At 71.7% G+C, this 24,078-nt stretch carries 19 protein-coding genes; 14 read left to right on the top strand and 5 right to left on the bottom strand.

The genetic code is table 11. The annotated features are described in order from the left end of the window. Positions 1 to 47 precede the first annotated feature (47 nt). A complete protein-coding gene (gene cas1 / locus WME73_RS01495) occupies positions 48 to 2,066 on the bottom strand; it encodes a CRISPR-associated endonuclease Cas1 (protein ID WP_437914531.1) in 2,019 nt (672 codons plus the stop codon). A gap of 524 nt (positions 2,067 to 2,590) precedes the next feature. On the opposite strand from cas1, the gene cas7g reads away from it, so the two are divergent. The 4 genes from cas7g to WME73_RS01475 are packed head-to-tail and all read left to right on the top strand — an operon-like array spanning position 2,591 to position 9,507. After that, positions 2,591 to 3,868, top strand: coding sequence for a type I-G CRISPR-associated RAMP protein Csb1/Cas7g (gene cas7g / locus WME73_RS01490; protein WP_437914530.1), 1,278 nt, complete (start codon positions 2,591 to 2,593; stop codon positions 3,866 to 3,868). Continuing rightward, entirely contained in the window at positions 3,868 to 5,559 is a 1,692-nt protein-coding gene (gene csb2 / locus WME73_RS01485) for a type I-G CRISPR-associated protein Csb2 (RefSeq protein ID WP_437914529.1), read from the top strand. Before cas7g ends, csb2 begins: the two co-directional genes overlap by 1 nt. Next, the gene (gene cas3g, locus WME73_RS01480; RefSeq protein WP_437914528.1) at positions 5,552 to 8,557 is read left to right on the top strand and encodes a type I-G CRISPR-associated helicase/endonuclease Cas3g; all 3,006 of its coding nucleotides are present in this window, start codon (positions 5,552 to 5,554) and stop codon (positions 8,555 to 8,557) included. The genes csb2 and cas3g overlap by 8 nt, the downstream gene beginning before the upstream one ends. Further along, positions 8,554 to 9,507 (top strand): type I-G CRISPR-associated protein, Cas3-extension family, encoded by a 954-nt coding sequence (locus WME73_RS01475; protein ID WP_437914527.1) that lies wholly within the window; start codon positions 8,554 to 8,556, stop codon positions 9,505 to 9,507. Before cas3g ends, WME73_RS01475 begins: the two co-directional genes overlap by 4 nt. A gap of 134 nt (positions 9,508 to 9,641) precedes the next feature. Here the strand turns inward: WME73_RS01475 and WME73_RS01470 are convergent, their stop codons facing one another. After that, positions 9,642 to 10,085 (bottom strand): TIR domain-containing protein, encoded by a 444-nt coding sequence (locus WME73_RS01470; protein ID WP_437914526.1) that lies wholly within the window; start codon positions 10,083 to 10,085, stop codon positions 9,642 to 9,644. Positions 10,086 to 10,980: 895 nt separating this feature from the next. Here WME73_RS01470 and WME73_RS01465 point away from each other — a divergent pair. From WME73_RS01465 to WME73_RS01440, 6 genes are all read left to right on the top strand, one after another. Further along, positions 10,981 to 11,133 (top strand): hypothetical protein, encoded by a 153-nt coding sequence (locus WME73_RS01465; protein ID WP_437914525.1) that lies wholly within the window; start codon positions 10,981 to 10,983, stop codon positions 11,131 to 11,133. Positions 11,134 to 11,199: 66 nt separating this feature from the next. Then, positions 11,200 to 11,946 (top strand): radical SAM protein, encoded by a 747-nt coding sequence (locus WME73_RS01460; RefSeq protein WP_437914524.1) that lies wholly within the window; start codon positions 11,200 to 11,202, stop codon positions 11,944 to 11,946. After that, positions 11,943 to 13,019 (top strand): radical SAM protein, encoded by a 1,077-nt coding sequence (locus WME73_RS01455; protein WP_437914523.1) that lies wholly within the window; start codon positions 11,943 to 11,945, stop codon positions 13,017 to 13,019. Before WME73_RS01460 ends, WME73_RS01455 begins: the two co-directional genes overlap by 4 nt. Further along, a complete protein-coding gene (locus WME73_RS01450; RefSeq protein WP_437914522.1) occupies positions 13,016 to 14,008 on the top strand; it encodes a class I SAM-dependent methyltransferase in 993 nt (330 codons plus the stop codon). The genes WME73_RS01455 and WME73_RS01450 overlap by 4 nt, the downstream gene beginning before the upstream one ends. Positions 14,009 to 14,019: 11 nt before the next feature. Further along, the gene (locus tag WME73_RS01445; protein WP_437914521.1) at positions 14,020 to 14,637 is read left to right on the top strand and encodes an AAA family ATPase; all 618 of its coding nucleotides are present in this window, start codon (positions 14,020 to 14,022) and stop codon (positions 14,635 to 14,637) included. Beyond that, positions 14,631 to 15,239 carry a Uma2 family endonuclease gene (locus tag WME73_RS01440; RefSeq protein WP_437914520.1) on the top strand — a complete coding sequence of 203 codons (609 nt, stop codon included), beginning with the start codon at positions 14,631 to 14,633 and terminating at the stop codon, positions 15,237 to 15,239. The genes WME73_RS01445 and WME73_RS01440 overlap by 7 nt, the downstream gene beginning before the upstream one ends. Before the next feature lie 69 nt (positions 15,240 to 15,308). Here WME73_RS01440 and dnaX read toward each other — a convergent pair whose 3' ends face one another. Beyond that, positions 15,309 to 17,741 (bottom strand): DNA polymerase III subunit gamma/tau, encoded by a 2,433-nt coding sequence (dnaX, locus tag WME73_RS01435; protein WP_437914519.1) that lies wholly within the window; start codon positions 17,739 to 17,741, stop codon positions 15,309 to 15,311. Between the two features lie 390 nt (positions 17,742 to 18,131). Between dnaX and WME73_RS01430 the strand changes: the two genes are divergently transcribed. From WME73_RS01430 to WME73_RS01415, 4 genes are all read left to right on the top strand, one after another. Beyond that, entirely contained in the window at positions 18,132 to 18,455 is a 324-nt protein-coding gene (locus tag WME73_RS01430) for a YbaB/EbfC family nucleoid-associated protein (RefSeq protein ID WP_437531181.1), read from the top strand. A 98-nt stretch (positions 18,456 to 18,553) separates the two neighbouring features. Continuing rightward, positions 18,554 to 19,168, top strand: a complete 615-nt coding sequence (recR, locus tag WME73_RS01425; protein ID WP_437747936.1) for a recombination mediator RecR — start codon at positions 18,554 to 18,556, stop codon at positions 19,166 to 19,168. A 96-nt stretch (positions 19,169 to 19,264) separates the two neighbouring features. Further along, on the top strand, positions 19,265 to 19,651 hold the full coding sequence (locus tag WME73_RS01420; RefSeq protein ID WP_437860280.1) for a RidA family protein: 387 nt from the start codon (positions 19,265 to 19,267) through the stop codon (positions 19,649 to 19,651). A 54-nt stretch (positions 19,652 to 19,705) separates the two neighbouring features. Next, entirely contained in the window at positions 19,706 to 21,979 is a 2,274-nt protein-coding gene (locus WME73_RS01415; RefSeq protein ID WP_437743755.1) for a hypothetical protein, read from the top strand. Positions 21,980 to 22,092: 113 nt separating this feature from the next. Here WME73_RS01415 and WME73_RS01410 read toward each other — a convergent pair whose 3' ends face one another. Together WME73_RS01410 and WME73_RS01405 are read right to left on the bottom strand one after the other, a co-directional pair. Beyond that, positions 22,093 to 22,926, bottom strand: coding sequence for a hypothetical protein (locus tag WME73_RS01410; protein WP_437743754.1), 834 nt, complete (start codon positions 22,924 to 22,926; stop codon positions 22,093 to 22,095). Positions 22,927 to 23,078: 152 nt separating this feature from the next. Beyond that, on the bottom strand, positions 23,079 to 24,071 hold the full coding sequence (locus tag WME73_RS01405; RefSeq protein ID WP_437914518.1) for an aminotransferase class IV: 993 nt from the start codon (positions 24,069 to 24,071) through the stop codon (positions 23,079 to 23,081). Positions 24,072 to 24,078: the final 7 nt, after the last annotated feature.

The following is a 24,078-nucleotide window of genomic DNA, read 5'->3' as shown; positions in this document are numbered from 1 at the left end:
CGCTCCCGCGCGCGGTGCCTTCACTCACCTCGTCCGGGGCGACGCCCTCACCTCGTCCGGAACGACGGGTACGCCTCCACCTCGCCGAGCAGCACCCGCGCGAGCAGCCGCGCCTGCACCTCCAGCACCCTGCGGTAGCTGATCCGGTATCCGAACACCGGGTGCGTCACCAGCTGGTCCATCCGCCGCTCGTAGGCCTGGAGGAACTTCTTGCGCCCCGCGGGCCGCAGCGCCACCGCGCCGCCGAAGCGCTGGAAATCGTCCGGCGCCACGACCCCGTTGTTGATCGCCGCCACGACCACCGAGTCCGCCACGATGGGCCGGAACTCCTCCATCAGATCCAGCGCCAGCGCCGGCCGCCCGAAGCGCGGCTGGTGATAGAACCCGAGCAGCGGATCGAGCCCGACCGTGCCCAGCGTCGTCGCGAGATCCTTCGCGAGCAGCGCGTAGGCCAGCGACAAGAGCGCGTTCACCGGATCGCGCGGCGGCCGCCGGTTCCTCCCCTCCAGGTCGAACTCGCCCCTCGCCTCGCCCGCGCCCTTCAACATGCCGGCGAACGCCCCGAAATACACCCGGGCCGCCGTCCCCTCGATCCCGAGCAGCGACGGCAACGACGGCGCCCCCGCGGCCTTGCGCGCGAGCTGGTCGAGCTCCGACAGCACCGCCGCATCGGGCGCCGCGTGGTTCCGCCGGAGCATCGTCCTCGCGTTCTTGACCTTCGACACCACGACGCCGCGCGCGAACGACAGGCAGAACGCCTCGTCCGCCGCCGCGCGGTGCTGCGCGACCCGGAGCTCCACGTTCCTCGACTCGAGCCCCGTCGCGCGACCCAGGTAGTAGCCGCCGTACGTCATGAAGCAGAGCGGTATCCCCCGCTCCAGCAGCGCCCGCATCGCCTGCGTCGAGATCTGCACGTTGCCGAGCAGCGCGACCTGCGACGTGTTCGAGAGCCGCGCCTCCGTGTGCCCGCCGGCCCGGCTGGTGATCACGAGCCCCTCCCCCGCGAGCCCGATGCGCGCCCCCTGCTCCTGCACGTAGACGGGGAGCTTGTCGTCCCGCGCAGGGTGGAGGCGCCTGAGCTCCGCCCCGGGCTGCTCGTCCGCATCCTCGGATCTCGCCTCCGCGCCCGCCGCGCCGGCGAGCCCCCACGGGTCCACGTCCAGCGGTCCTTGCAGCTCCTCCGACCCATCGGCCTCGATGGGCGGGCTCTCCGTCTTCGCCTCCACCGCCGTGTCGAGATCCTCCCCGTCGAGACGCCGCAAGAGGTTGGTCTCGTCGGGCAAGCAGATCCCCACGAGCGAGCAGCCGTTGCACTTCGGGCTGTCGACGAGCGGCGGAGGAATGGCCGCGGCCACCGTCACCTCCCGCGCGCGGGCAGCAGCCGCGTGCGTCGTGGCGATGAGCGCCTCGTCGATCGCGATCGAGACCCGCCGGCGCGACGCCGCGAAGTAGATGGCCGCCTCGTCGCACGTGTACCCGTGCTCGCGCAGGAGCAGCACGTGCGCACAGAGCTGCGCGCGCTCCGGCAAGTAGGCCCCTCCGGGCACGTCCGGCGCGCGACCGCGCTTGTACTCGATTGGGACCAGGCGCCCTGACGCGTCGCCCTCCACCACGTCGATCTTCGCCGTGATGCCGAGCCGCTCCGACGACAGCCACACGCTGCGCGCCTCGTACGGCGCGGGCTCCTCGGCCTCGTCGTCCACGTCCGCCCGCTTCGTCGAGGCGCGCCGCCTCTGCGCCGGCGCGGGCGGCGCGGCGGGCGTCGCCGTGACCGGCGCCTCGGTGGAGCCGCCCGCCGCGCCGGACGGCCGCGGCGGCAGCTCGCCGCCCGCCACGTCCGCGCGCCGGTGAACGCTCCGGCCCTCCACCGTGAAGACGTTGTCCTCGAACTCACCCTGCGCCCACTCCAGGTAGAGCAGGCGCTCGCAATACAGCACCTCGTTGATCATCCGCGCCGGCACCAGCTCCGGCGGCGCCCCCGCGACAGGCAACCTCCGCGGGAGCGGCTTCGCCCGAATCAGCAGCTCGCTCGATTCGTCCGTGACTCGTTCAGGAGCTCGCGCCATCGTGGCACCCCCTCTGGGCGCCATCAAACGCCTTCGCGTCAGGCAGAGTCAAGCATTCGAATCCATCAATTGACCTGAGAATTCCGGACTGCTCATCGCAATGCACGCCAAGTGCGTCGGCGTCCTGCGGCACGACACCTCTCCGACAGCGCCGCGCGGCCAGCTCCGCCGGCCGCAGGGGCCCGGGGCTCATCGATAGGTCGCGCCACGCCTCCGGTGCCGCCACGCCCTTGTGCCCCCAGCTCGACTCCCGCCACAGCGGCCCAGGAGAACCGTGGTCTCGCCGACGCAAGCCGAGCCCGGCTGCGCCCGTCTCTCCGTCAGGTAAGCTCGCGCGGGGTACGCAAAATTGCGGAGTAAGGTACCGCCCGCTTCCCATTCGCCGCCTCCTCTGCGATGGTAGACACCTCCGCTCCAGCCGCGCGACGCTGGCGCCACGCCGCACGAGCTCGCCCCGCCCTGCGCCGCCTGGAGCCTTTCGCGTTTTTCGCTGACATCCAGCACGTTCCGCCCACGGAGGACCGATGCGCTCTCTCGATCTCGATACCCTCGCGAACGCCGTCGCCGGCGGCGCCGCCGCCATCCGCACGATCACGCGCCTCGATCCCGCGGGCGGCCCCGGAGACAAGGTCTTTCCGCCGACCTACGTGAAGGAGCGCAACGCGACCACCAAGTACGCGACGGAGCAGCGGCGCATCGACGGGCGCGAGGTGAGTACAGTGCTCCTCGACTCGGTCGCTTCCCAGGCAAACCGCTTGGAGGAGGCGCTGCTCGATGGATTCCGGCGCGGGGAGCTCCCCTTCCCGATCGTGCAGGTCGACTTCTCGAACGAGGAGGGGCTCGCGGACCTCGAGCAGATCACGGCGCTACAGGCCCCGCACCGCATCGCCGACGCGCTCCTCCGCGATAGCGTGCTGGGCGGCACCCCGTTCCGCCACACGACCGTCGGCAAGGAGGTGACCGACGCGCGCCCGACCCACGCGACGGCCATGTACAAGTACTGCCCGACAGCCCTGATCTTCGGCGTCTGGGATAGCACCGGTCCGAAGGGTGGCCTCGGCGCCAAGTTCCAGCGCTGCCTGGTCTCCGAGATCGTCGGGATCGACATCGCGGCCGGCGTCAAGACGGCGAGTCGCCTCGACCCCGCCGGCATCCAGACGAAGGCCGGACCGGTGTTCAAGCACAAGGACCCCAGCCAGGACTGGACGGTCGATCCGAAGGAGGCCGAGCTCGCCAAGGGCAAGCCCGTCGAGTTTTCCCGCAGCGGCGGCGGCGACGGCAAGAAGGGCTCTCCGTCCGCCATCAACCACGGCAACATCCCGCCGAGCATCGATGCAGCCGCGGGCGGCGTCACGATGAGCCACGCCGTGCAGACCACCGTGCTCTCGCTCGGCGCCCTCCGCCGCCTGCGCTTCCAGACCACCTGCTCGGGCGAGCGCCTCCCTGCCGAGCAGCGCGACGCAGCCGAGGCCGCGGCGCGCACCGCCCTCGCCGCGCTGGCCCTCGCCGCCGTCGTCTACCAGCGCGACCAGGGTTACGACCTCCGGTCACGCTCGACCCTCGTCGCGAGAGAGCCCCTCGTCTTCGATCTCGTGGGCCGGGACGGCGGCGAGCCGGAGCGCTTCTCGCTCTCCCGGAGCGAGGCGGCTGCCCTGCTCAAGGGCGCCGAGCAGAACGCGCGGCGGCTCGGCCTCGGCTGGGATCCGAAGCCCGTCACGCTCACGCCGGCGCCGAAGCTCGCCGGCCTCATCCGGAAGAGCCGCGAGCTGGCGGCGAGCGGCGAGGCCGAGGACGAGGGCTGATGCTCGCGATCGAGGTCGCCCTGCTGACCGGCCGCTACGTGGCGACCGCCGTCGACGACCGCGGTCGGGCCGAGTGGCCACCTCACCCGGCGCGGCTGTTCTCGGCCCTCGTCGCGGCCTACTTCGAGGCGCTCGACCGATCCGAGGACGAGCGCGCCGCGCTGGAGTGGCTGGAGCAGCAAGGCCCGCCCGAGATCACCGCGCCCGAGGCCGCGGCGCGGGAGGTCGTGACGGTGTTCGTGCCCGTGAACGACACGAGCGTGGTCGGCTCGCTCGACGACGAGGCGCTCGCCGTGCGCGAGGCGCGCGCAGAGCTCGACGCCGCGCGGCCGAAGGGCGGCAAGCCGCTCGCCGCGGCCGAGAAGGCGCTCGCCAAGGCCGAGGCGCGCTTCAACGAGGCCGTGCGCAAGGCGATCGCGCCCGTCCCGACCGGCAAGGAGGGGAAAGACGGGCCGGCGAAGGCGGCGTCGATCCTGCCTGAGCGAAGGACGCGCCAGCCGCGCACCTTCCCGTCGAGCGCGCCGGCCGAGATGGGGTCAGCAGCGCCGCACATCGTCTTCGCATGGCCGAACGCGGCGCCCTCGCCCGAGCTGCGCGCGACGCTCGACGCGCTCGCCGCACGCGTGACGCGGCTCGGACACTCCTCGTCGCTCGTCAGCGTCCGCGTGCGCGATGATCGCCCCGAGCCAACGTGGATCCCGGACGACGCCGGCCAGGGGCGTGCCGGGGACGAGGCGGTGCTCCGCGTCGTGGGCCCGGGCCAGCTCACGGCCCTCTGCACGGCCTTCGAGCTCCAGGCCGACGCGCCCGGACGGGTCCTGCCGGCGTCGTTCCAGCGCTATGTGAGGCCTCGCGGCGCCGGCGAGGCGAGCGCGCCGGCGCCGCGCTTCAGCGACGAGTGGATCGTCCTGCGCCGGGTCGCCGGCCCGCGGCTCCCGTCGGTTCGGAGCCTCGACGTCGCCCGGACGGTGCGCAAGGCCATGATGGCGGCGCACGGCCCAAACGCGCCCGAGATCCTCTCGGGGCACCGCGCGTCCGGCGGTCCGAGCGATCGCCCCCACCTCGCCTACGTCCCGCTGCCGTTCGTCGGCAGCGAGCACGCCGACGGAGCGATCCTGGGCGTCGCGCTGATCCTGCCGCGGGACGCGACGCACGACGAACGGCTCGCCGTCTACCGCGCGCTGAACGCCTGGGAGCGGCAACGGCGCGATGGCGACGAGGAGCCTCCGCGGCTCCCTGTCCACCTCGGGAGGGCAGGCGAGCTGATCCTCGAGCGGCTGGAAGAGAAGGCTCTCCAATCGACGCTGCAGCCAGCGACGTGGTGTGCCGAGGCCACGTCGTGGGCCAGCGCCACGCCGGTCGCGCTCGACCGCAACCCGGGCGATCTCGGCGCGCGCGATCCGCAGAAGGAGGCCGCCTCCTACGCGGAGGCCGAGGCGACCGTCGCCATGGCGTGCGAGCGGATCGGCCTCCCGCGCCCGGCGCGCGTGACGGTCGCGCCGGCGGCGCCCCTCGCGGGCGCCGAAAAGGCCCGGCATTTTCCGCCGTTCCAGGCGGGCACACCTCCCCTGCAGCGGGTCCTTGTGCACGCGACCCTCTCGTTCGAAGCGCCGGTGCGGGGGCCGATCCTGCTCGGCGCGGGGCGCTACTTCGGCCTCGGCCTCTTCCGGCCGCTGAGGGGAAATGGCTGAGCTCTCGCCCGACGACTTCGCCGCTTATTTTGCGGCGATCCACAGCGCAACGCCGGATCCGAGCGACCGCGTGACTCCATTTCCATGGCAGGAGAGGCTGCTCGCGGAGGTCGCGCGCGATGAGGCCTGGCCGGCGTTGCTCGATCTGCCCACGGGCACGGGCAAGACGGCGGCGATCGACGTCGCGCTCTTCCACCTCGCGCTCGACGCCGCATTGCCGCCAGCGCAGCGCAAGGCCCCCCGGCGCATCGTGATGGTCGTGGATCGGCGGACGGTCGTCGATCAGGCGTTTGAGCGCGCAACGAAGATCGCCGGGGCCCTGACGTCTGCACGGGACGGCATCCTTCGCACGGTGGCCGACCGGCTCCGCGGGCTCGCCGGCCTCCGTGAGAACGAGGTGCCGCTCGCGCTGGCGCAGCTCCGCGGCGGCATGCCGCGCGACGACGCGTGGGCGCGAAGGCCCGATCAGCCGCTCGTGGCCGTCTCGACCGTGGATCAGGTCGGCTCGCGGCTGCTCTTTCGCGGCTACGGCGTGAGCGACGCCATGCGCCCGATCCACGCGGGGTTGCTCGGCAACGACGCGCTCCTGCTGCTCGACGAGGTGCACCTGTCGCAGCCGTTCCGCGATACGCTGCTCGCGCTGCGCCGATACCGCAACTGGGCGACTCGCACGCTGCCCGACCGATGGCAGGTCGTGGAGATGTCGGCCACGCCGGGCAGCACCTCGGCTGCGTCAGACGGCCAGCGCGTGTTCGGGCTGAACGAGGACGATCACCGCGACGAGCGGCTAGCGAGGCGGCTCGGGGCAGAGAAGCTGGTCACGCTCGGCGAAGTGAAGGTGAGCGGCGGGGACGACGCGAGGCGAGCGGCTTTCGCCGAGGCATGCGCCGATCATGCCCTGCGCTTCGTCGCGCCGGGACGCGCCGTGGGTGTCATCGTCAACCGCGTCGCCACGGCGCGCAAGGCGGCCGCGGTCATTCGAAAGCGGGCCGGCGACAGCGCTGACATCTTCCTCGTCACGGGTCGCATGCGTCCGCTCGATCGGGACGACCTCGACGTCAGGATCAGCCCGCGCGTCCGCTCGGGTCGCGAACGCCATACGACTTCGCGCCCGGTGATCATCGTCGCGACACAGTGCATCGAGGCGGGCGCCGACTTCGATCTCGACGCGATTGTGACGGAGTGCGCCTCTATCGACGCGCTCCGGCAGCGCTTTGGCCGCCTGAACCGGATCGGCGCCATCAAGGACGCGCGCGGCGTGGTCCTTGTGCGCTCGGACGCGCTCGCCAAGGATCACGTCGACCCGGTCTACGGCAAGGCGCTCGCCGAGACGTGGAAGTGGCTAAGCGAGGCGGCGCGCGATTTTGGCATCCAGACGCTGGAGGCGGCGCTGCCCGAGGGCGAGAGGCTCGCCGCGATGCACACGCAGAAGGGGCGTGCGCCGGTGATGCTCCCCGCGCACCTCGACGCGTGGGTGCAGACGAGGCCGAGCCCGGCGATCGATCCCGATGTCGCTCTGTGGCTCCACGGGATCGAGCAGGAGCAGACGCCCGAGGTGCAGGTCGTCTGGCGCGCCGATGTGACGGAAGCCCTGCTCGCTCAGGCGACAGGAGACGAAGCGGCGCACGAGGTCCTGTTGAAGCGCGTGGAGGCGTGCGCGCCGGTCGGGATCGAGGCGATTTCGGTACCGATTCATGCGGTTCGCGCGTGGCTCCAGGGCGGCGCGGCGCCCGACCTCGCCGATGTCGAAGGGCGCGCGCTGAGGGAGGAGCACGACGCGAAGCCGCGGGGCGGGCGGCTCGCGCTCCTATGGAAGGGCGATGAGAGCCGGGTAATCGAGCCCGGTGACCTCTGCGCAGGCGGCACGATCGTCGTCCCGAGCGCCTATGGAGGCCTCGCCGGAGGCACCTGGGATCCATCGTCCCAGGAGCCCGTCTCAGACCTGGGCGATCGCGCCCGATGGCAACAAACAGGACGCCCGACGCTTCGGCTGCACCCTGCGGTCACGCAATGGCACGCCGACGCCACGGCCCCTGCGTGGCCGGAGGCTCCCGTCCCGGTCGTGGACGAGAGGTCGGACGCCGAGGACCGGGCGGCCATGGACGCGTGGCTCTCGGAGATGAGCGCGGCGACGACCGCAGCACCATGGCTCGGTCAGGTGCTCAAGGCGCTCGCAGTGAAGGGCAAGAGGCGCCCCGCCCTCGTGCGGCTCGACGGCGTGGAGCTGGCGGGCGAGGACAAAGAACCGCAGGTCGAGGCGGGCTATTTCGCGCTCGTCGGTCGCTTCCGCGCGCGTGACGAGGGGGCGGGCGACGCGACGACAGAGGACGACGGCGCATCGTACACGGGCGTCGAGATGACGCTTCGCGAGCACCTGGGAGGCGTCGCTTCCTGGGCCAGGCGGTTCGCCGAGCAGTGCGGGCTCCCGCCCGATGTCGCGCGCGCCGTTGAGCTGGCAGCACGCTGGCACGACGCCGGGAAGGTCGATCCGCGATTCCAGCGGATGCTCCACGGGGGCAGCGAGCTCCGGGCGGCCGTGGCGCCCGAGCCGCTCGCCAAGAGCGCGCTCGTCGCTGCGGATCGCGCCGCGCGGGCCAACGCGTTCAAGCGGTCCGGCTATCCGAGGGGAGCCCGTCACGAGCTCGCGTCCGTTGCGCTCCTTCAAGGCTGCGCACGGCTGTTCGATGGTGATGTCGAGCGCGATCTGGTCCTGCACCTCACGGCCTCGCATCACGGCTGGTGCCGGCCATTCGCTCCGGTCGTCGCCGATGACGAGCCCGTCGAGCTCACCCTGGACGTGGAGGGCGCGCCCGTGCGCGTCTCGAGTGATCACGGCCTCGCGCGGCTCGACACGGGCATCGCCGAGCGGTTCTGGCGGCTCGTGCAGCGCTACGGCTGGTTCGGCCTGGCGTGGCTCGAAGCGATCCTGCGTCTCGCGGATCACCGGCGGAGCGAGGAAGAGCAGCGCGGCGAGGTCGGGGCGAGGGGCGAGAAATGACAGAGCTCTTGCTGACCGGGCTTGATGGGAAGAACCCGCTGTCGTTCCTGGCGGCGCTCGGGGTGCTCAACGCGCTCGCCGACCGGACGAAGGAAGGAACGCCGGAGCCAAGGCTCGTCTGGCGCGCCGGTGGCACGTACCAACCGGCGATCGTGGGCGGCCCGGATCGCAGCGTGCTGCTCGATGCGCTGGTACAGGACCTGGAGAGCTTTCGGGGAGAGCCCGCGATCGAGCGGCTGCGTTATCGCAAGGACGGCGACGGGGCCGGGGCGCACGATCTCAAGCCCCCTCCAGGGTACTTCGCGGATTACCTGAGCCGTCTGGTGAACGACGCCCTGGTGAACAACGACCTGCGGCGGAGCCTCGCCTTCGCTGCAGCGTTCGCGACGGATGTGGCGATGGACAACAACGGCAACACGAAGCCGACCGCGCTGCATTTCACCGCGGGCCAGCAGGAGTTCCTCACGATGGTCAGCGAGCTCATCGAGGGCGTGCGCGTCGAGGATCTGGAAGAGGCGCTGTTCGGGCCGTGGAAGTACGAGCGGCCGCTCCCGGTGCTCCAGTGGGACAACACATCGGCGCGCGACTACGCGCTTCGCGCGAGCGATCCATCGAAGGACAAGAAGCTCGGCGTGCCCGGCGCGGACTGGCTCGCGTTCCGTGGCCTGCCATTCATCCGGGTCGCTCCCGTGGGCGACCGGATCGTGACCACCGGGTGCAGCGGCGAGTGGAAGACAGGAGCATTCCGGTGGCCGATTTGGACGGTGCCGCTCTCACGCCCCGTGGTCGGCTCCGTCTTGACGTCGCCGGAGGTCTTCGAGGTGAATCCGAGCATCCTGCGCGCCCGCGGCATCGCCATCGTGTTCGAGTCCGCCATCCGCCGGAGCGATCAGGGCGGCTACGGTAGCTTCGCCCCGGCGCGCATGGCACGCCCAGCGCCGGGGGGCTGACCCGGGACTGAGGAGTGGAGGACCCGCCCTTGCCGTCCGTGCGCGCGCCCGCCTTTCCTCGTCATGGAACCGTTGAATTTTGCCGACAACGCCTTGGACAGCCTCGCGTAGGAGCAATGAGCGCTGGGTGACGACTATAGCATCATTGCCTTTTTCAACTGAGTACATGCCGAGCCCATTGCCGCGGACAAGTCGTTACCAGCACAAATTCCGTACGACACAGTGGTCACACCTTCCAGATTGGAGGGCAGATCCATTTGCGCATCGCGATTACAAACCATGAATATTCGATCGCGACCCAGCATACCCAGAAACAAGCCGAGCTCTAATATAACATTACCGCGTGGAACTTTACCAACCCGCCCTCGTCTGGTGACGACATCATCGGGCGTCAGAACAAAAATCGCGTAATCATACTCCTTGGCCCTACCCACAAGTTCATCGAGCACATTCAACGAGGGGCGACACACCCACTGGGTCCACAACCTACATCCAGCGACATACTGAAGCCCCAGCTGAATCTCTTCTGCAATCGAGAGACCTTCCGACGAGGAACCGATGAACACCCGCGGTTTCATACACCTGCTCCGTATGCCATTGGAACTACCCACGGTGCCAGAAGCGGCACCCGCATTCCCGGACGCGGCAAGAGCATCAGCGTCAGGCCAGAGTGGTGCAACATTGACGAGGGCAACCTCCCGCACTTTGTCATCTCATTCCGTGCCATAACGCACCTCGTCGACAGCGAGTTCGAACACAACATATAATCTCACGGAGGGCATGTGCGCACACAACGGGGCCGCCGTTCTCAGCGGCGGAGCGCACCGACGCCCTCAGCAGCGGAACGTGTAGATTGCTGCACCCACCAGCCGTGCCGGCTGTACTTCAAAGAGGCCCGCATCGGCAGATTCGACAACACGGGAAAGCGGGGGGGGGAGCCACTCTATCCCGCTGAATTCAGGGAGTCGTTGCATACGCCATGTCCTTGGAACGGCAGGACGGCTCGTCAAGTCAGGCCTCAGTATTTGTTACACTACAGCCTCTAGCAGTTCCGGCTGTTAACAACCGCCACCGGTCCCGGTTGTTAACATAAAGAAGCCGCCATCCAGACCCTTCCGCAAGGCGCCGCCCGCAAACTGCAGTGCTCTCGGCGGGCGAGCCAAGCCATGAGCGATTCCCCACCTACTCGCCCTTCCGCCTCGATACAACCAGCCATTTCGGAATGTCTTGAAATCAAGCGCGGTGTGCGCGGACCTCCGCATGGCCGATCGCGGGTGGTGCTGTCATTTGCCCAGAGAGGGTTCACATGAAGGCGGTAAGGCGGGAGATCATTGAGATTTTCTTCCCGCCTTACCGCCTTCATGTTTAAATGACAGCACTACCCGATCGCGGCTGATAGCAAGCCCCAAACCCCCGCCGGATACCCGCATACGCGCTGTAGGCGTAGCTCGCGGCTCCGACGGCGAGCTCAGGATGAGGACGACCACGCCCTGGCTGGTGATGCAGCGCCCTCCCATCGCCGCGAGCCTCGGCCTGCTCCTCACCTTCGCCGAGCCCGTCCGCGGCCCCATCGCCCTCGGCTACGTCTCCCACTTCGGCCTCGGCACGCTCGCCCCGGCGCCGTGATCCCCCGCCTCGGGATCTCCTTCATCCCCTCCCCACCCCGCCGTATCCTCCCTCGCAGGAGGCTCCATGCCGACCGCGACGCGCCCCCAGAACGCCACGCTCACGGGCACGCTGCCGCTCGACCGCCCCACGGCGGAGCGGCCGCACCGGCTCTACGTGGCCACATCGAACCACTGCAACCGCTCCTGCCCGTGGTGCTGCACCTGCTCGTCGCCCCGGGGGCAGACCTTCCTCGCCCTCGACCGCTACCTCGCGAGCTTCCCGGCCGAGGGCCCCTTCGAGGTGCAGCTCGAGGGCGGCGAGCCCACGATCCACCCGCACTTCGACGAGATGGTCCGCCTCGCCCGGGCCGAGCCCCGCTGCGCGCGCGTCGTCGTCGTGACCAACGGCGTCGAGATCCCGCGCGATCCAGCCGGCCTCGACGCGTGGCTCCGGAAGCTCGGCGAGCCCGCCACAATCAAGCTCTCCGTGAACCACCACCTCCTCGAGAACGATAGCGGCCTGCTCACCCTCGCGTGCGCCCTGCGCGAGCGGCTCTCCGCGCTCGGCGGCGACCGCCAGCTCGTCCTGAACGTCCGGCTGCGCAAGACCGAGGCCGACGGCGATGCATGGATCGTCGAGGCGGTGCGCGACGCGGGGCTCCTCGAGCTCGCCAACGTGTTCCACCTCCAGCGTTATGGCTTCGCGCAGAAGCGCGACGACTGGGACGAGCCTTTCCTCGTGGGGACCCATTTCACGATGCTCAACCCGGACGGCAGCGCCTTTGGCCCCGACCTCGTGGCGCGCTCCGACGCGATGAGGAGGCTGCCGTGAGCGCCCGCCCCCTCCGCGAGGAATGGCGACGCCTGAAGAGCCGCGCCTTCGATCTCGAGGGCAACAGCACGGCCGGCGAGACGGTGCGCTTCGACCTCTGGGGGCAACCGGTCGAGGTCTATCGCAACGCGAACTTCTCCATCTACAGCCGTCAGCCCTGCAACGCAAAATGCCACTTCTGCGTCGAGGAGCTCAGGCCAGCGTCGCGCGGACGCAGCCTGTCGGTGCAGAAGACCGTCGAGGACGACGACGGGCGCTATTTCGATGCCATGGCGGCGTCCCTGGAAGCGCTCCGGCCGCTCGATCCGACGATCTCGGTGACCGGCGGGGAGCCGAGCCACGATCCGCGATTGCCCCGCATCCTCGCGCTCGGGCAGGCCCACCGGGGCCGCAAGCGGACGCTCACCACGAACGGCTCGGGGCTGCTCCAGCAGCGCGAAGGAAAGCGGGTGATCGACTGGATCGTCGAGACCGGCGTCCAGCACCTCAACATCAGCCGCGCCCACCCCGATCACGACAGGAACGCACGGCTGATGGTGATGAAGGACGGCCTCCGCGCCGACGAGCTGCGCAGCGTCGTGGCGGCGGCGACCGCGGGCGGCACCCGGGTGCGCCTCTCCTGCGTGCTCCTCGACGGGCAGATCGACGCGGTCGAGCCCATCGTCGATTACCTGCGCTTCGCCCGGTCGCTCGGCGTGGACAACGTGATCTTCCGGCAGCTGATGAAGACCGACCCGGCCGCGGTGGTCGAGAACCACGTCGTCAAATACAGCGATCGCGCCCGCGTCCGGCTCGAGCCGCTCCTCGACGCGCTGAGCGCCGACGCGCGGTTCTCGTTCGAGCGGCAGATCGTGGGTTATTACTACTATGTCGAGGTGTTCCGCTTCGAGGACATGGATGTCGTCTTCGAGGAGGCCGACCTCGCCCAGCTCGAGGAGACGAAGCGCTCTGGCCCGGGCGTCGTCCACGAGCTCATCTTCCATCCCAATGCGAGGCTCGCCTCGACCTGGCAACCCTGGGATGGCGTCCTCGGCCCTCCCCCTTCGATGCGCGCCTCGCTGACCACGTCATGACACCGCTCATCATCCCCCTTCCTTACATCGGCCGGAATCTGCTCTTCCTCGAGGAGGTCCTGGACGAGCTCGAAGAGCGCGGCACGCCTCCCCCTCTCCTGTTCCGCGCGAGCGAGGCGGACAAGCTGGCTCGCCTCCTCGAGCACGGCACCGACCGCGCAGGATACCCCGGAGAGAGGGCCTGGACCGACGGCCCGGATCAAGGGCGGCCGATCCGGCACGAGGACGTGATCTTCGCGACGACCGAAGGCGAGATCCGGAGAGGGGAGCGCGAGCCCGAGCGGTCCACGTCGCTCAAGAAATTCGCCGTGATCGAGCGGCCTCTGTTCATCGCGCACGACGCCCGCTGCTTCGTCCAGCTGTGCGACAGGCAGTACGAGTACCGCGATCCTGCAGAGAAGCGAGCAGCGCTGCTCGCGCTGTTCCCGGTGACCCGGGTCGCGCCCATCCAGGGCTGGTTCTCCGAGGAGGACGGCCTCGCCTACCGGGCGCTGCTGCGCCCCATCCGGGGCGGCGCGATGGTCGAGGTGGGCTCGTGGAAAGGGCTCTCCACGGCGTACGTCGGGCGGCTCGCCGCGAGGAACGGGGTCGCGCTCCATTGCGTCGACACCTGGGAAGGCTCGAGCGACAAGTACGCCGACAGGTATCGCGCCATGCTCGCCGCGGAGGACGTGCCCGGCGCGTTCAGGGCGAACATGGCGGCGCTCGGTATCCAGCCAGACGTCCTCCGGATGGCGTCCACGGACGCGGCGGCGCGCTTCGCCGACGCCAGCCTGGATCTCGTGTTCCTCGACGGCTCGCACGACCGCGCGGCCGTGCTCGCCGATCTCGAGGCCTGGTGGCCAAGGCTCAAGCCGGGCGCCGTCCTGGCGGGCCATGACCACAACGAGGCTCACGCGGGCGTCATGGAGGCCGTCGCTCACTTCATGTCCCGCGCCGGGCGGGCGATCGAGCGCGGCGCAGGCTCGTTGTGGTGGGCGCAGCGCTAGGTGGGATGGTGATGGGCAAACCTCTCTTCGTGGCGACAGGGGCCTATTCGTGCGGCAAGACCACGACGCTCCGTCACCTCGCGTCCACGCGGGGCTACCGCGTGCACGGCGAGGCGCACCGGCGCGTGCTCGACGAGCTCGGCGCGCGCACCCACGGCCACGCGCCGGACGCGCCGTTTCACCCGATCGACGCGCCGGAGCACCTCTGTCCGATGTGCCGAAAGCGGGAGTTCGCCGCGCTCGTGCTGGAGGCCCAGAAGAAGATCGAGGCGGACGCGCGCGATGGGGACTGGCTTGAGCGCGGGTACCTCGATCCGGTCGAGTACTACCTGCGCACGAGCGGAGAGGCGGAGTACCCCTGGCCGGAAGGCGAGCCCGCGTTCGAGCGCTATGCGCTCGTGTTCCTGTTCGCCGTGATGCCGGAGCTCCAGGAGCCGCGCTGGGGCAAGAGCAGAGAGGCGCGCGCGGCCGAGGCGGAGCGGATCAACCAGCGGCTCGGCGCGCTCTACCGCGATGCGGGCTTCGAGGTGATCGACGTCGGCCCCGGCACGGTGGAGGAGCGGGCGGAGCTCCTGGCGAGCCGCGCGCGGCTCATCGAGCGTGCTATCCTGGGCGCGAGCCCATGGTAGCCGCCGCGCACATGCCGCTTCCGTCCTCGACCGTTCCTGCGGGGGAGCAGCGGTTCGTGATCCACGGCGTCCCCTGGCAGACCTACGTGAGGCTTCGGGACGAGCTCGACACCCCTGGCCTGCGGATGACCTTCTGCGAGGGAACGCTGGAGCTGATGAGCCCGTCGACCGAACACGAAGTGGCGAAGACGACCATCGCCCGCCTCATCGAGCTCTTCGCGCTGGAGCGGGACGTGCCTCTCTACGGCTATGGCTCGACCACGTTCCGGCGCGAGGCCAGGTCACGCGGCCTCGAGCCCGACGAGTGCTATTGCGTTGGCGGCACGCTGAAGGAATTCCCAGATATCGCGATCGAGGTGGTGTTGACGAGCGGCGGGCTCGACAAGCTGCCTGTGTACAGCGGGCTCGGCGTGCGCGAAGTCTGGTTCTGGGAGCGCGACGCGTTCCACATCCATGCGTTGCGAGGCGAGCAGTACGAGCCCATCGCGGCCAGCGAGCTCATTCCGGATCTGGATCTCGTCGCGCTCGCGCGCTTCGTGCGCTGGCCGGATCAACACGAGGCGGTCAAGGCGTTCCGCAGCTGGCTGCGAAACGGAGGCTGAGGCCGCCCCGCCGTCAGCCCACGGCCATGCCCGGCGCGCCAGGGCGCATGGCGCGGCGGCGCGGGGCCCTCACCCCTCCGCGACGTCCTGAGCGAGCCGCACGTCCTTGAGCTCCGCGCCGAGCAGCTCGATCGCGGCCGTGACGAGCGGGTGGTCGGCCACGGCGCGCTTGGCGGCCTCGATGCGGGCCTTGCGCTCTGCGGTTTCGACCTGGGCGAGCGACGGGCCGGCGCTGCCGCGGGTGATCGTCTCGAAGACTAGCTCGGCGGGGGCGCCGAAGTGGGAGCCGAGGACGCGGGCGAGCAGGTCGCGGGACGCCGGCTCGGTGGCCTGGCCGGACAGGAACGAGTTCGCCTCGTAGCCGAGCGCGACGCGGGTCGGCGTGAGCTCCAGCACCGCCGCGTGCTCCAGGACGGAGGCGAGCGCTGGCCGCTGCACCCGGACCGCGGCGATGACCGCGCGCCAGGTGGCGAGGTCCTCGGCGCTCATCGATGGCGGCGGCGGCGCGCTCGACGCTGGCGCCGGGCTCGGCGCCGAGGGCGGCGCGCTCGACGCTGGCGCCGGGCCCTGCGCCGAGGGCGGCGCGCTCGACCTCGGCGCCGCGAACGGCGGCGCGCTCTGCGGAACGGAGTAGAGCGCGCCGCGCGGCGACGGTGGCGGAGCGCTGTCGGCGCGGTACGCGGGCGCGACCGCGCCGCTCGCGTACGGCGGCGCCTTCGCGAAGGCCGGCGCGGCGCCGCCGCTCGCGAAGCTGGTCGCGGCGCCGTGCACGCCCGGCGCGCCGTTCACGAAGGGGACGACGTTGGCAGCCGACGCGCCGCTCGCCGCGACACCGCCGTTCGCCGCCATGCCGCCGTGCGCTCTCGCCACCCCGCTCCCGCCCGGCGCGCCATAGACGGCCGCCGCACCGTTCGCTCGCGCCACGCCGTTCGCCGCCGCGCCAGTCACCACCACGCCGTTCGCCGCCGCGCCAGTCACCGCCACGCCGTTCGCAGCCGCGCCAGTCGGTCTCCCAGCCCCGCCCGCGCCCGCCGCGCCGCTCGCGAAGGCGACGCCGCTCGCCGGTGCGCCGGTGGCGGCCGCGCCGTTCGCTCTCGCCACGCCGTTCGCCGCCGGCGCGCCATTGAACGCCGCCGCGTCGTTCGCTCTCGCCGCGCCGGTTGCCGCCGCGTCGTTCGCTCTCGCCGCGCCGGCTGCCGCCGCGCCGGAGGCGCGCGCGTCCTCGGGCGCAGCCTCGGCCGATGCCGCCCCGCGCCGGGGCGCCGCCGCTCCGCCGGACGGCGCGCCGGGCCGCTGCGGCCCGCGCTCCGGCGCGCCGCCACCGCCACCCCCGCCGCCGCCTCCGCCGTTCAGGCGCCGCTCGAGATCGCCAAGACGGCGCAAGAGCTCGTCGATCGGCAGGAGCGGCGGCCTCCGGGCGAGCCGGACGAGCGCCATCTCGAACGAGGCGCGCGGCTGGCCGCTCCGGGCGATGTCGTCGAACGCGCGCGAGAAGCCCTGGTGCAGCCGCGTGAGATCGTCCGCGTCCGCCCGCGCCGCGAGCGCGCGCGTGTCGGCGACCTCCTCGTCCGCGAGATCCAGGAGCGGCGCCGGATCCTCGCAGACCTTGGCCACCACGAGATCGCGCAGGTGCGCGAGGAAATCGCGGGCCACGTGGGGCAGATCGTACCCCTCCTGCGCGAGCTCGCCGACGATGCGCACGCACGCCGCAGGGTCGCCGTCCACGAGCGCACCCGCGAGCCGGTGCAGCACGACGCGGTCGGCGACGCCGAGCACCTTCGCCACCCCCTCGGCCGTGATGCGATCGCCGCTCGTCCCCACCCACGCGATCACCTGGTCGAGCAGGCTCATCGCGTCGCGCATGCTCCCCGCCGCCTCCCGCGCGAGCGCGCTGAGCGCCGGGTCGTCGGCGGGGATCTTCTCCTGATCGAGCACCCAGCGGAGCCGCGCCGCGATCGCCTGCGCCCCGATGAGCTTGAAGTCGTAGCGCTGGCACCGGCTCAGGATGGTGACCGGGACCTTGTGCACCTCCGTCGTCGCGAAGATGAACTTCACGTGCGGCGGCGGCTCCTCGAGCGTCTTCAAGAACGCGTTCCACGCCGCGTTCGAGAGCATGTGGACCTCGTCCACGATGAAGATCTTGAACCGGTCGCGCGCCGGCCGGTACGGCAGGCTCTCCTGGAGCTTGCGCACCTCGTCGACGCCGTTGTAGCTCGCGCCGTCGATCTCCTGGACGTCGACGTCCGCGCCGACCGTGATCTCGGCGCACGGCGCGCACGTCTGGCAGGGCGTCGCCGTCGGCCCGTGGACGCAGTTCAGCGCCTTCGCGAGGATGCGGGCGCTCGTCGTCTTGCCGACCCCGCGGACGCCCGTGAAGAGGAACGCGTGGGCGACGCGATCCCGCGCGATGGCGTTGGCGAGCGTCGTGGAGACGTGCTCCTGTCCGACGAGATCCTCGAAGGACTGCGGGCGCCATTTCCGCGCGAGGACGACGTAGCTCATACGCTGCTCGACTAGCACCTTCTCGCGGGCGCGTCGCCGCGGCTGTGGCCGGTACGGAAGTCGCCCTGCATTCCGGAGAGTTTGCCAGAATTGCCGCACAAAATGCACCCCGCCCGCGCCAGGGCCGGAACCGGCCGGAATCGGCCGGAACCGCGCCACCGCACGCGCCAAGAAGCCCTGGAGAGCGCGCCAACGAGCCCCCTGAAGAGACGGAGGAGCCCGCCCGCGGCGGGCGGCCCCGGAGGGCGACGCCCGTGGTGCCGCGCGCTGCGTCGAACGGCCGCGCGCTGCGTCGGCGGGCCGCGCGTCCAGCGCCCCTCCTCGTCCCCCTCCCCCTCCCCTTCACGGTTGCGGCGCGGCGCGGTTCACGGCATAGACGCCGATCTGAATATGCAATTTCGCGGCGGAATGAACGAGCTGGTTCGCCAGGCGGCGCGCGTGCAGCGCAAGATCGACCAGGTGAAGGGCGAGCTGAAGGACCGCGAGGTGAGCGCGACCGCCGCCGGCGACAAGGTCACCGTCGTGGTCTCCTGCGAGGGCAAGGTGCGCCGGATCGAGGTCGACCCCGCCTTCCTCGCGAGCGAGGGCCTGGAGATGGCGCTCGACGCCATCGTGGCCGCATCGAACTCGGCGCTCGACGCGGCCGACAAGCTCGTCGAGACCGAGATCACCAAGGTGACCGGCGGCGTCAAGCTCCCCGGCATGCACACTTGACGGCGTTGCGTTCCCCGGCGTCGCTCCCCGGCTCCTCGAAGGTCCCGAACGGCGACCGGGGCGCGCCCGCGGCCGGCTTCCGGAGCGCGCCCGGCGGCCTGCCCGGCCGGCTGTCGCGGGTCGCCCAGCTGCTCGCGCGCCTGCCGGGCGTCGGCGAGAAGACGGCGCAGCGCTTCGCCCTCTTCCTCGTGACCGCCGGCGAGGAAACCGCGCGCGACCTGGGGGGCGAGCTCGTCGAGCTCTGCGATCACATCAGGCCGTGCATCCGGTGCGGCCACATCGCCGAGCTCGACGACGGCGGCCGGGCGCTCTGCGCCATTTGCCTGGATACGCGGCGCGACGGCGCGCTCCTGTGTGTCGTCGCGCGCGTCCAGGACCTCCTGGCGATCGAGCGGAGCGGGGCGATGCGCGGGCGGTACTTCGTGCTCGGCCGGCTCCTCTCGCCGCTCGAGGGGGTCGGCGCCGAGGAGCTGCCGCTCGAGGCGCTCCGGGCGCGCGTGCGCGATCCCGAGCAGCCGGTGAGGGAGGTGCTGGTCGCCACCCCGCCTTCCGTCGACGGAGAGGCGACCGCGCTCCTGCTCGCGCGGGAGCTCGGCGCGATGGGGATCCAGGTCACGCGGATCGCCAGCGGCGTGCCGCACGGGGGAGATCTGGAGTTCGCCGACCAGGTGACGCTGGGGCGAGCCATCGAAGGCCGGAAGAGCTTCGGCTAGCAGGAAACGCGAGAATCGGCTCCAGCCCACGAAAGCGAGGGGCGGAGCGGGCGGGCGTTCTTCACGCCGAAGCGCTCACGAACTTCAGAGGTCGACATGTCCAGAATCGCCATCACATCCGATCAGGCCCCGCGCGCCATCGGCCCCTACTCGCAGGCCGTCAAGGCCGGAGACCTCGTGTTCTGCAGCGGCCAGATCCCGATCGATCCCGCGACGGGCGAGCTCGTCGCCGGGGGGATCGAGGAGCAGACGGCCCGGGTGATCAAGAACCTGACCGAGGTGCTGTCCGCGGCCGGCGCGAGCTGGAGCGACGTGGTGAAGACCACGATCTACCTGACGGACCTCGCGGATTTCACCATCGTCAACCAGGTGTACGGAGCAGCCGTCGGCGGCGTGCTGCCCGCACGGGCGACGGTGCAGGTGGCGGCGCTGCCCAAGGGCGCCGCCGTCGAGATCGAAGCTGTTGCCCATCTTTCGCGATAATCGGGGAGCCGCGGCCGCGGTCCCCATCTCCACTATGTCCCCGGGAGCCTCGACATGAGCACAAAGAACGAGAGCGAGAGCACGGAGCGGACCGCCAGCGCAGTTCCCGAATCTGCGCGCGAAGGCGCCCCCGATGCAGAGAGCGGAGACAAGCCGCGCGCGCGGAGGGTCGTCCGCTCGGCGAGCACGTCCGTCGGCGCGAGCGGCGCGAGCGGCGTGAAGCGGACCGACGAGCCCTCCGAGGGCGCGTCGGCGCAGCCCGCAGGCGAGGCGCCGCGTCCCTCGTCGAAGGCCGCCGCAAAGGAACCGCAGGGCTCGCTGCTGGACCTCATCGCGCCCCGCAAGCGGCCGGCGCTCGCAGACGCGCCGCCGCCGCCGACGACCGAGGACGCCGCGCCGCCGCCGGCCGCCGCGCCGCGGGTGGTGCGCGACTACCGCGCGCCCAGGCCCGAGCGGCCCGCCGTGGCCTCCGGCGGGCCGAGGCCCGACCGCGGGCCCAGGCCCGATCGCGGCCCGCGCCCTGACCGTGGACCGAGGCCCGACCGCGGGCCGCGCCCCGACCGCGGGCCGCGCCCCGACCGTGGACCCAGGCCCGAGCAGGGCCCTGGAGCGGCGCAGGTGGCAGGCGCAGAGCAGGGCGCGAGGCCCGACCGCGGGCCGCGCCCCGACCGCCCCTGGTCCGACCGCGGGCCCAGGCCCGATCGTGGGCCCAGGCCCGACCGTGGACCGAGGCCCGACCGCGGGCCGCGCCCCGAGCGCGGGCCCAGGCCCGACCGTGGCTTCTCGGCGCGGCCGGGAGCAGAAGGCGGGCGGCCGCAGGGCCCCGGGGGCGCCGAAGGACGAGCGCCCGCCGCGGCGAAGCAGCAGCAGAGCGACCGGATGGTGACCGTGGTCGGCCAGGGCGCGACCGCGACGGTCGTGACGGGCAAGAGCGCCCGGCAGCCGCAGGGCCCGGCCAAGCCGGCGCACCTCCTCTTCGCGCTCCCGGCCGCCAAGGCGAAGCCGGTCGCGACCGCGGACAAGCCGGCGCTCACGGCGCGCGAGGCGCTCGGCGCGCGCACCGCGAAGGCGCAGCAGGCCGCGGCCACCGCGAAGAGCAAGGCCGAGAGCGGCGCCCGCCCGGAAGGCAGCCCGAGCGCCGGGGCGGCGAAGGTCGACTTCGACGCCGAGGTGCTCGCGGCGGGCTGGGATCGCGCGCTCGAGGCGCTGAAGTCGGCGGGCGACGCCGCGCCGGCGCTCGTCGACGCCTGGCTCGGCGCCTCCAACGCGGAGGCGATCGCGGCGGCTGCCGAGTCGGAGGACGCCTCCGGCGCGGCGCGGAAGGCGGCGCGGCGCGCGCTCAACGTGATCAAGTCGCGCGGGGTGACGATCCCGACGCGCCCGCGCGTGGTGCGGCTCGCGGAGGAGCGCGCCGAGGTGGTCGAGGCGACGCTCATCCCGCCCGACTCGAGCGGGACCGAGGCCATCGCGATCACGAGCCGCGACACCAGCGGCCGCTACCGGATCGCCGAGGTGATCGTGCGCGACTCGGTCGGCGTGCTGCACGCCGGCGCGGGGTGGCTCAGCGGCTCGCAGATCAAGGAGGGCCGCGCGCGCGCGTACGAGAACCTGGGCACGGCGCCCGTGCCGGTCTCCCTGGAGTGGGCGCGCCACCGGATCGCGGCCGCGAAGCGGCAGAACGCGGTGTCGGGGCAGGTCGTGCCGCTCGGGCTCGAGGGGTGTCGCGATCTCATCGAGCCCGCGCCGGACGCCGAGCCGAGGCACCCGCTGGCGGACCTCGAAGAGAGCCTGACGGACGAGCTGGCGACGGCGCAGATCGCTGGCTCCGCCGCGCTGCACGAGGAGCCCGAGTTCCGGCACTGGCTGCCCTCGCGGCCGGCGCTCGACGAGCTCCTGCAGAAGGTCGGCCAGCGGCTCGGTGCCGCCGGGATGCGCGATCCCGGGCTGGTGAACACGGCCCTGCGGGAGGAGATCGACCTCGCGACCGACCGCTTCTTCTCGCCCGAGGTGCGCGGGCAGCTGGCGACGCGGATGCGAAGCAGCGCCGTGTCGCTGCGGGCGCGCAAGGGCGACGCGGCGGCCACCACCGCCCTCGCCGTCGCGCGCGCCATCAAGGAGGCCGGGCTGATCACCTCGCCGCCGCGGGAGATCCCCTTCCTGGCGGCCTTCTTCCAGAAGGCGCTCGGCGTGCTGGCGCAGCAGGGCGGCGGGCAGCTGCGGATCCCGGTCCCGGCCGGCGCCGTCCCCCCCGCGAGGGACGCCGCGGCGGGCGGCGAGGAGCCCGCCGAGGGCTCCGGCCCCGAGGCCCAGCCGTCGACCGGCGGCTGATCGGGAGCGCCGGCCTCGCCGGCGCGCCGGCGACGCGAAGCCGGTGACCCAAGGACCAGGAGGCGAGCCCGGGGCGACCCGGCGCTCGCCTCTCGGCTTTTGTCCTGGTGGAGCTACTTCACCGCGATGGTGATGTCGCCGTTCTCGGTGAACAGCTCGAGCAGGCCGCCGTCGCCGTCCCCCATCGTGTACGACGTCGCGCTGCCCTCGCCGGCGGTGGCCCACGTCGAGGGGATGCCTTGCTCCACGACGTCGCCGTTGAGCGTGTGCGCGGTCATCGTCCCGTCCACCCCGGCCGGCACCGCGAGCTCGATCGCGCCGTTTCCGGAGCTGATCGCGCCATCGGAGGCGCTCCACGCGTCAAGGTCGACGAAGACATGGCCGTTGTCCGTGGCCACGTCGATCGCGCCGCGCGCCCCGACCACGTCGATGCTGCCGTTGTCGCTCACCACGGTGGTGCCGCGGGACGGGGCGCCATCCAGGTCGATCTCGACGCCGCCGTTGTCCTGCTCGACGCGGAGCCCGCCGTCGAACGCGGCGGGCAGGACGACCTGGATGTCGGCGCCCAGCCCTCCCCACCCGCCCGAGACCCGCCGCGTCGAGATCACGACATCGCCGTCGATGATCGCGGCGAGCTTGAGGTCGTTCTCGATCTCCTCCACCGCGACCTCCCGCTCGTCCTTCTTGCGCATCGTGAACGGGGAGAAGCTGACCTCGACCTCGCTCACGTCCCCGGTGACGACCTCGACGTCCCCGTTCTCGCTCACGATGCGGACGCTCTGGGTTGGTAGGTATTCGACCCGAGCGCGCTCCTTGGTGCCCTCGTAACGCACGAGGGTCTCGGCGGTGATGGAGTTGTCGTCGATGCTCAGGGCACACCCAGCCGTCGCTGCAGCGGACACGGAGCACACCAGGAAGCAGGCGATTCGAAGCGAGCGATTCATCATGGATTCCTCTCGGGCAGATTGTACGGCGGGCAAAGTGCGAGCCCCATCCGACCCGCGCAGGGAACGTGCCGACCAGTTCCTTGGACGCGCGCTCCGAGCGGCACGTCATGGATCGCAAGATTTCGACGCTGTCGAGCCGGGCCGCAGCGGGCTCAGGGCGTCTCCCACGGGAGGGGCATCGCACCAGCGCCCACCCTCCTGCGGAAAGCCGCATGCAGCGCCCGGGTCTTCGGGCCGGGGACACCCGCGCCGATCGTGTTGGCGTCCACGCGAACGACCGGGACGATCTCCCGGAGGCTCGAGGTGATGAACACCTCCTCGGCGGCGAGGAGCCGGGCCATCGTGACCGGCTCGCAGCACACCGGCATGCCGAGCTCGCCCGCGACGTGCATCACGTGGGCCCGGGTGATGCCGACGAGGATCCCTGCCTCCTTGGGCGGCGTGATGAGCAGGTACCCCGGGTCCTCCGCGCCCTCGTGCGCCGCGGGCCGCCGCTCGACAAGGAAGACGTTGGACGTCGTGCCCTCGACGACATGACCTGACGGGTCGAGGATCAGCGCCTCGTGCGCCCCCGCGGCCCGCGCCTCGCGCAGGGCGAGCAGGCTCTCGAGGTAGTTCGAGACCTTGGCGCCGGGCGCCGCGTCGCCGGCCCGCTGGGTGCGGATCGTGATGACCGACATCCCCTCTCGGTAGAGCCCGCCAGGCAGCGACTTCAGCGGCTCGACGAGGATGACGCGGAGGGGCGCGCCCGCGAGCGAGGGATCGAGCCCGAGCGGGCCGCTGCCGCGCGTCAGCATCACGCGGATGGTGCTCTCGAGCGGCGCGGCCGAGCCCGCGGCGGACGCCGAGCCCTGGGCGCCCGCCGAGCCCGCCGTGGCCCCGGCGCTCCCGGCCGCCGTCGCTGCCCGGAGCAGCGCGACGACCTCGCGGCCGAGCTCGTCGCGCGGGATCGGCAGGGCGATCGCGATCCGCTCGGCCGAGCGCTCGAGGCGGGCGAGGTGCTCTTCCAGAGCGAACGGCTCGCCGCCGTAGGTGCGGATGGTCTCGAAGACGCTATCGCCGTAGAGGAAGCCGCGGTCGTAGACCGAGACCCTGGCCTCCTCCGGCCGGTGGATGACACCATCGATGCTGACTAGCCGCGTCACGCGGCGA

Source organism: Sorangium sp. So ce302 (assembly GCF_051530145.1).
In the GTDB taxonomy this organism is placed as follows: Bacteria; Myxococcota_A; Polyangia; order Polyangiales; family Polyangiaceae; genus Sorangium; species Sorangium cellulosum_B.
The sequence above is the reverse complement of the archived record's forward strand: the minus strand, read 5'-3'. Positions and strand labels throughout refer to the sequence as shown.

Coding starts and splice junctions, on each gene's coding strand:
- dnaX (WP_437914519.1), bottom strand. CDS start 17,741: ATGAGCTACGTCGTCCTCGCGCGGAAATGGCGCCCGCAGTCCTTCGAG.
- cas1 (WP_437914531.1), bottom strand. CDS start 2,066: ATGGCGCGAGCTCCTGAACGAGTCACGGACGAATCGAGCGAGCTGCTG.
- WME73_RS01465 (WP_437914525.1), top strand. CDS start 10,981: ATGAGGACGACCACGCCCTGGCTGGTGATGCAGCGCCCTCCCATCGCC.
- WME73_RS01410 (WP_437743754.1), bottom strand. CDS start 22,926: ATGATGAATCGCTCGCTTCGAATCGCCTGCTTCCTGGTGTGCTCCGTG.
- csb2 (WP_437914529.1), top strand. CDS start 3,868: ATGCTCGCGATCGAGGTCGCCCTGCTGACCGGCCGCTACGTGGCGACC.
- WME73_RS01420 (WP_437860280.1), top strand. CDS start 19,265: ATGTCCAGAATCGCCATCACATCCGATCAGGCCCCGCGCGCCATCGGC.
- WME73_RS01440 (WP_437914520.1), top strand. CDS start 14,631: ATGGTAGCCGCCGCGCACATGCCGCTTCCGTCCTCGACCGTTCCTGCG.
- cas3g (WP_437914528.1), top strand. CDS start 5,552: ATGGCTGAGCTCTCGCCCGACGACTTCGCCGCTTATTTTGCGGCGATC.
- WME73_RS01460 (WP_437914524.1), top strand. CDS start 11,200: ATGCCGACCGCGACGCGCCCCCAGAACGCCACGCTCACGGGCACGCTG.
- cas7g (WP_437914530.1), top strand. CDS start 2,591: ATGCGCTCTCTCGATCTCGATACCCTCGCGAACGCCGTCGCCGGCGGC.
- WME73_RS01470 (WP_437914526.1), bottom strand. CDS start 10,085: ATGAAACCGCGGGTGTTCATCGGTTCCTCGTCGGAAGGTCTCTCGATT.
- WME73_RS01450 (WP_437914522.1), top strand. CDS start 13,016: ATGACACCGCTCATCATCCCCCTTCCTTACATCGGCCGGAATCTGCTC.
- WME73_RS01430 (WP_437531181.1), top strand. CDS start 18,132: ATGCAATTTCGCGGCGGAATGAACGAGCTGGTTCGCCAGGCGGCGCGC.
- WME73_RS01445 (WP_437914521.1), top strand. CDS start 14,020: ATGGGCAAACCTCTCTTCGTGGCGACAGGGGCCTATTCGTGCGGCAAG.
- WME73_RS01475 (WP_437914527.1), top strand. CDS start 8,554: ATGACAGAGCTCTTGCTGACCGGGCTTGATGGGAAGAACCCGCTGTCG.
- WME73_RS01415 (WP_437743755.1), top strand. CDS start 19,706: ATGAGCACAAAGAACGAGAGCGAGAGCACGGAGCGGACCGCCAGCGCA.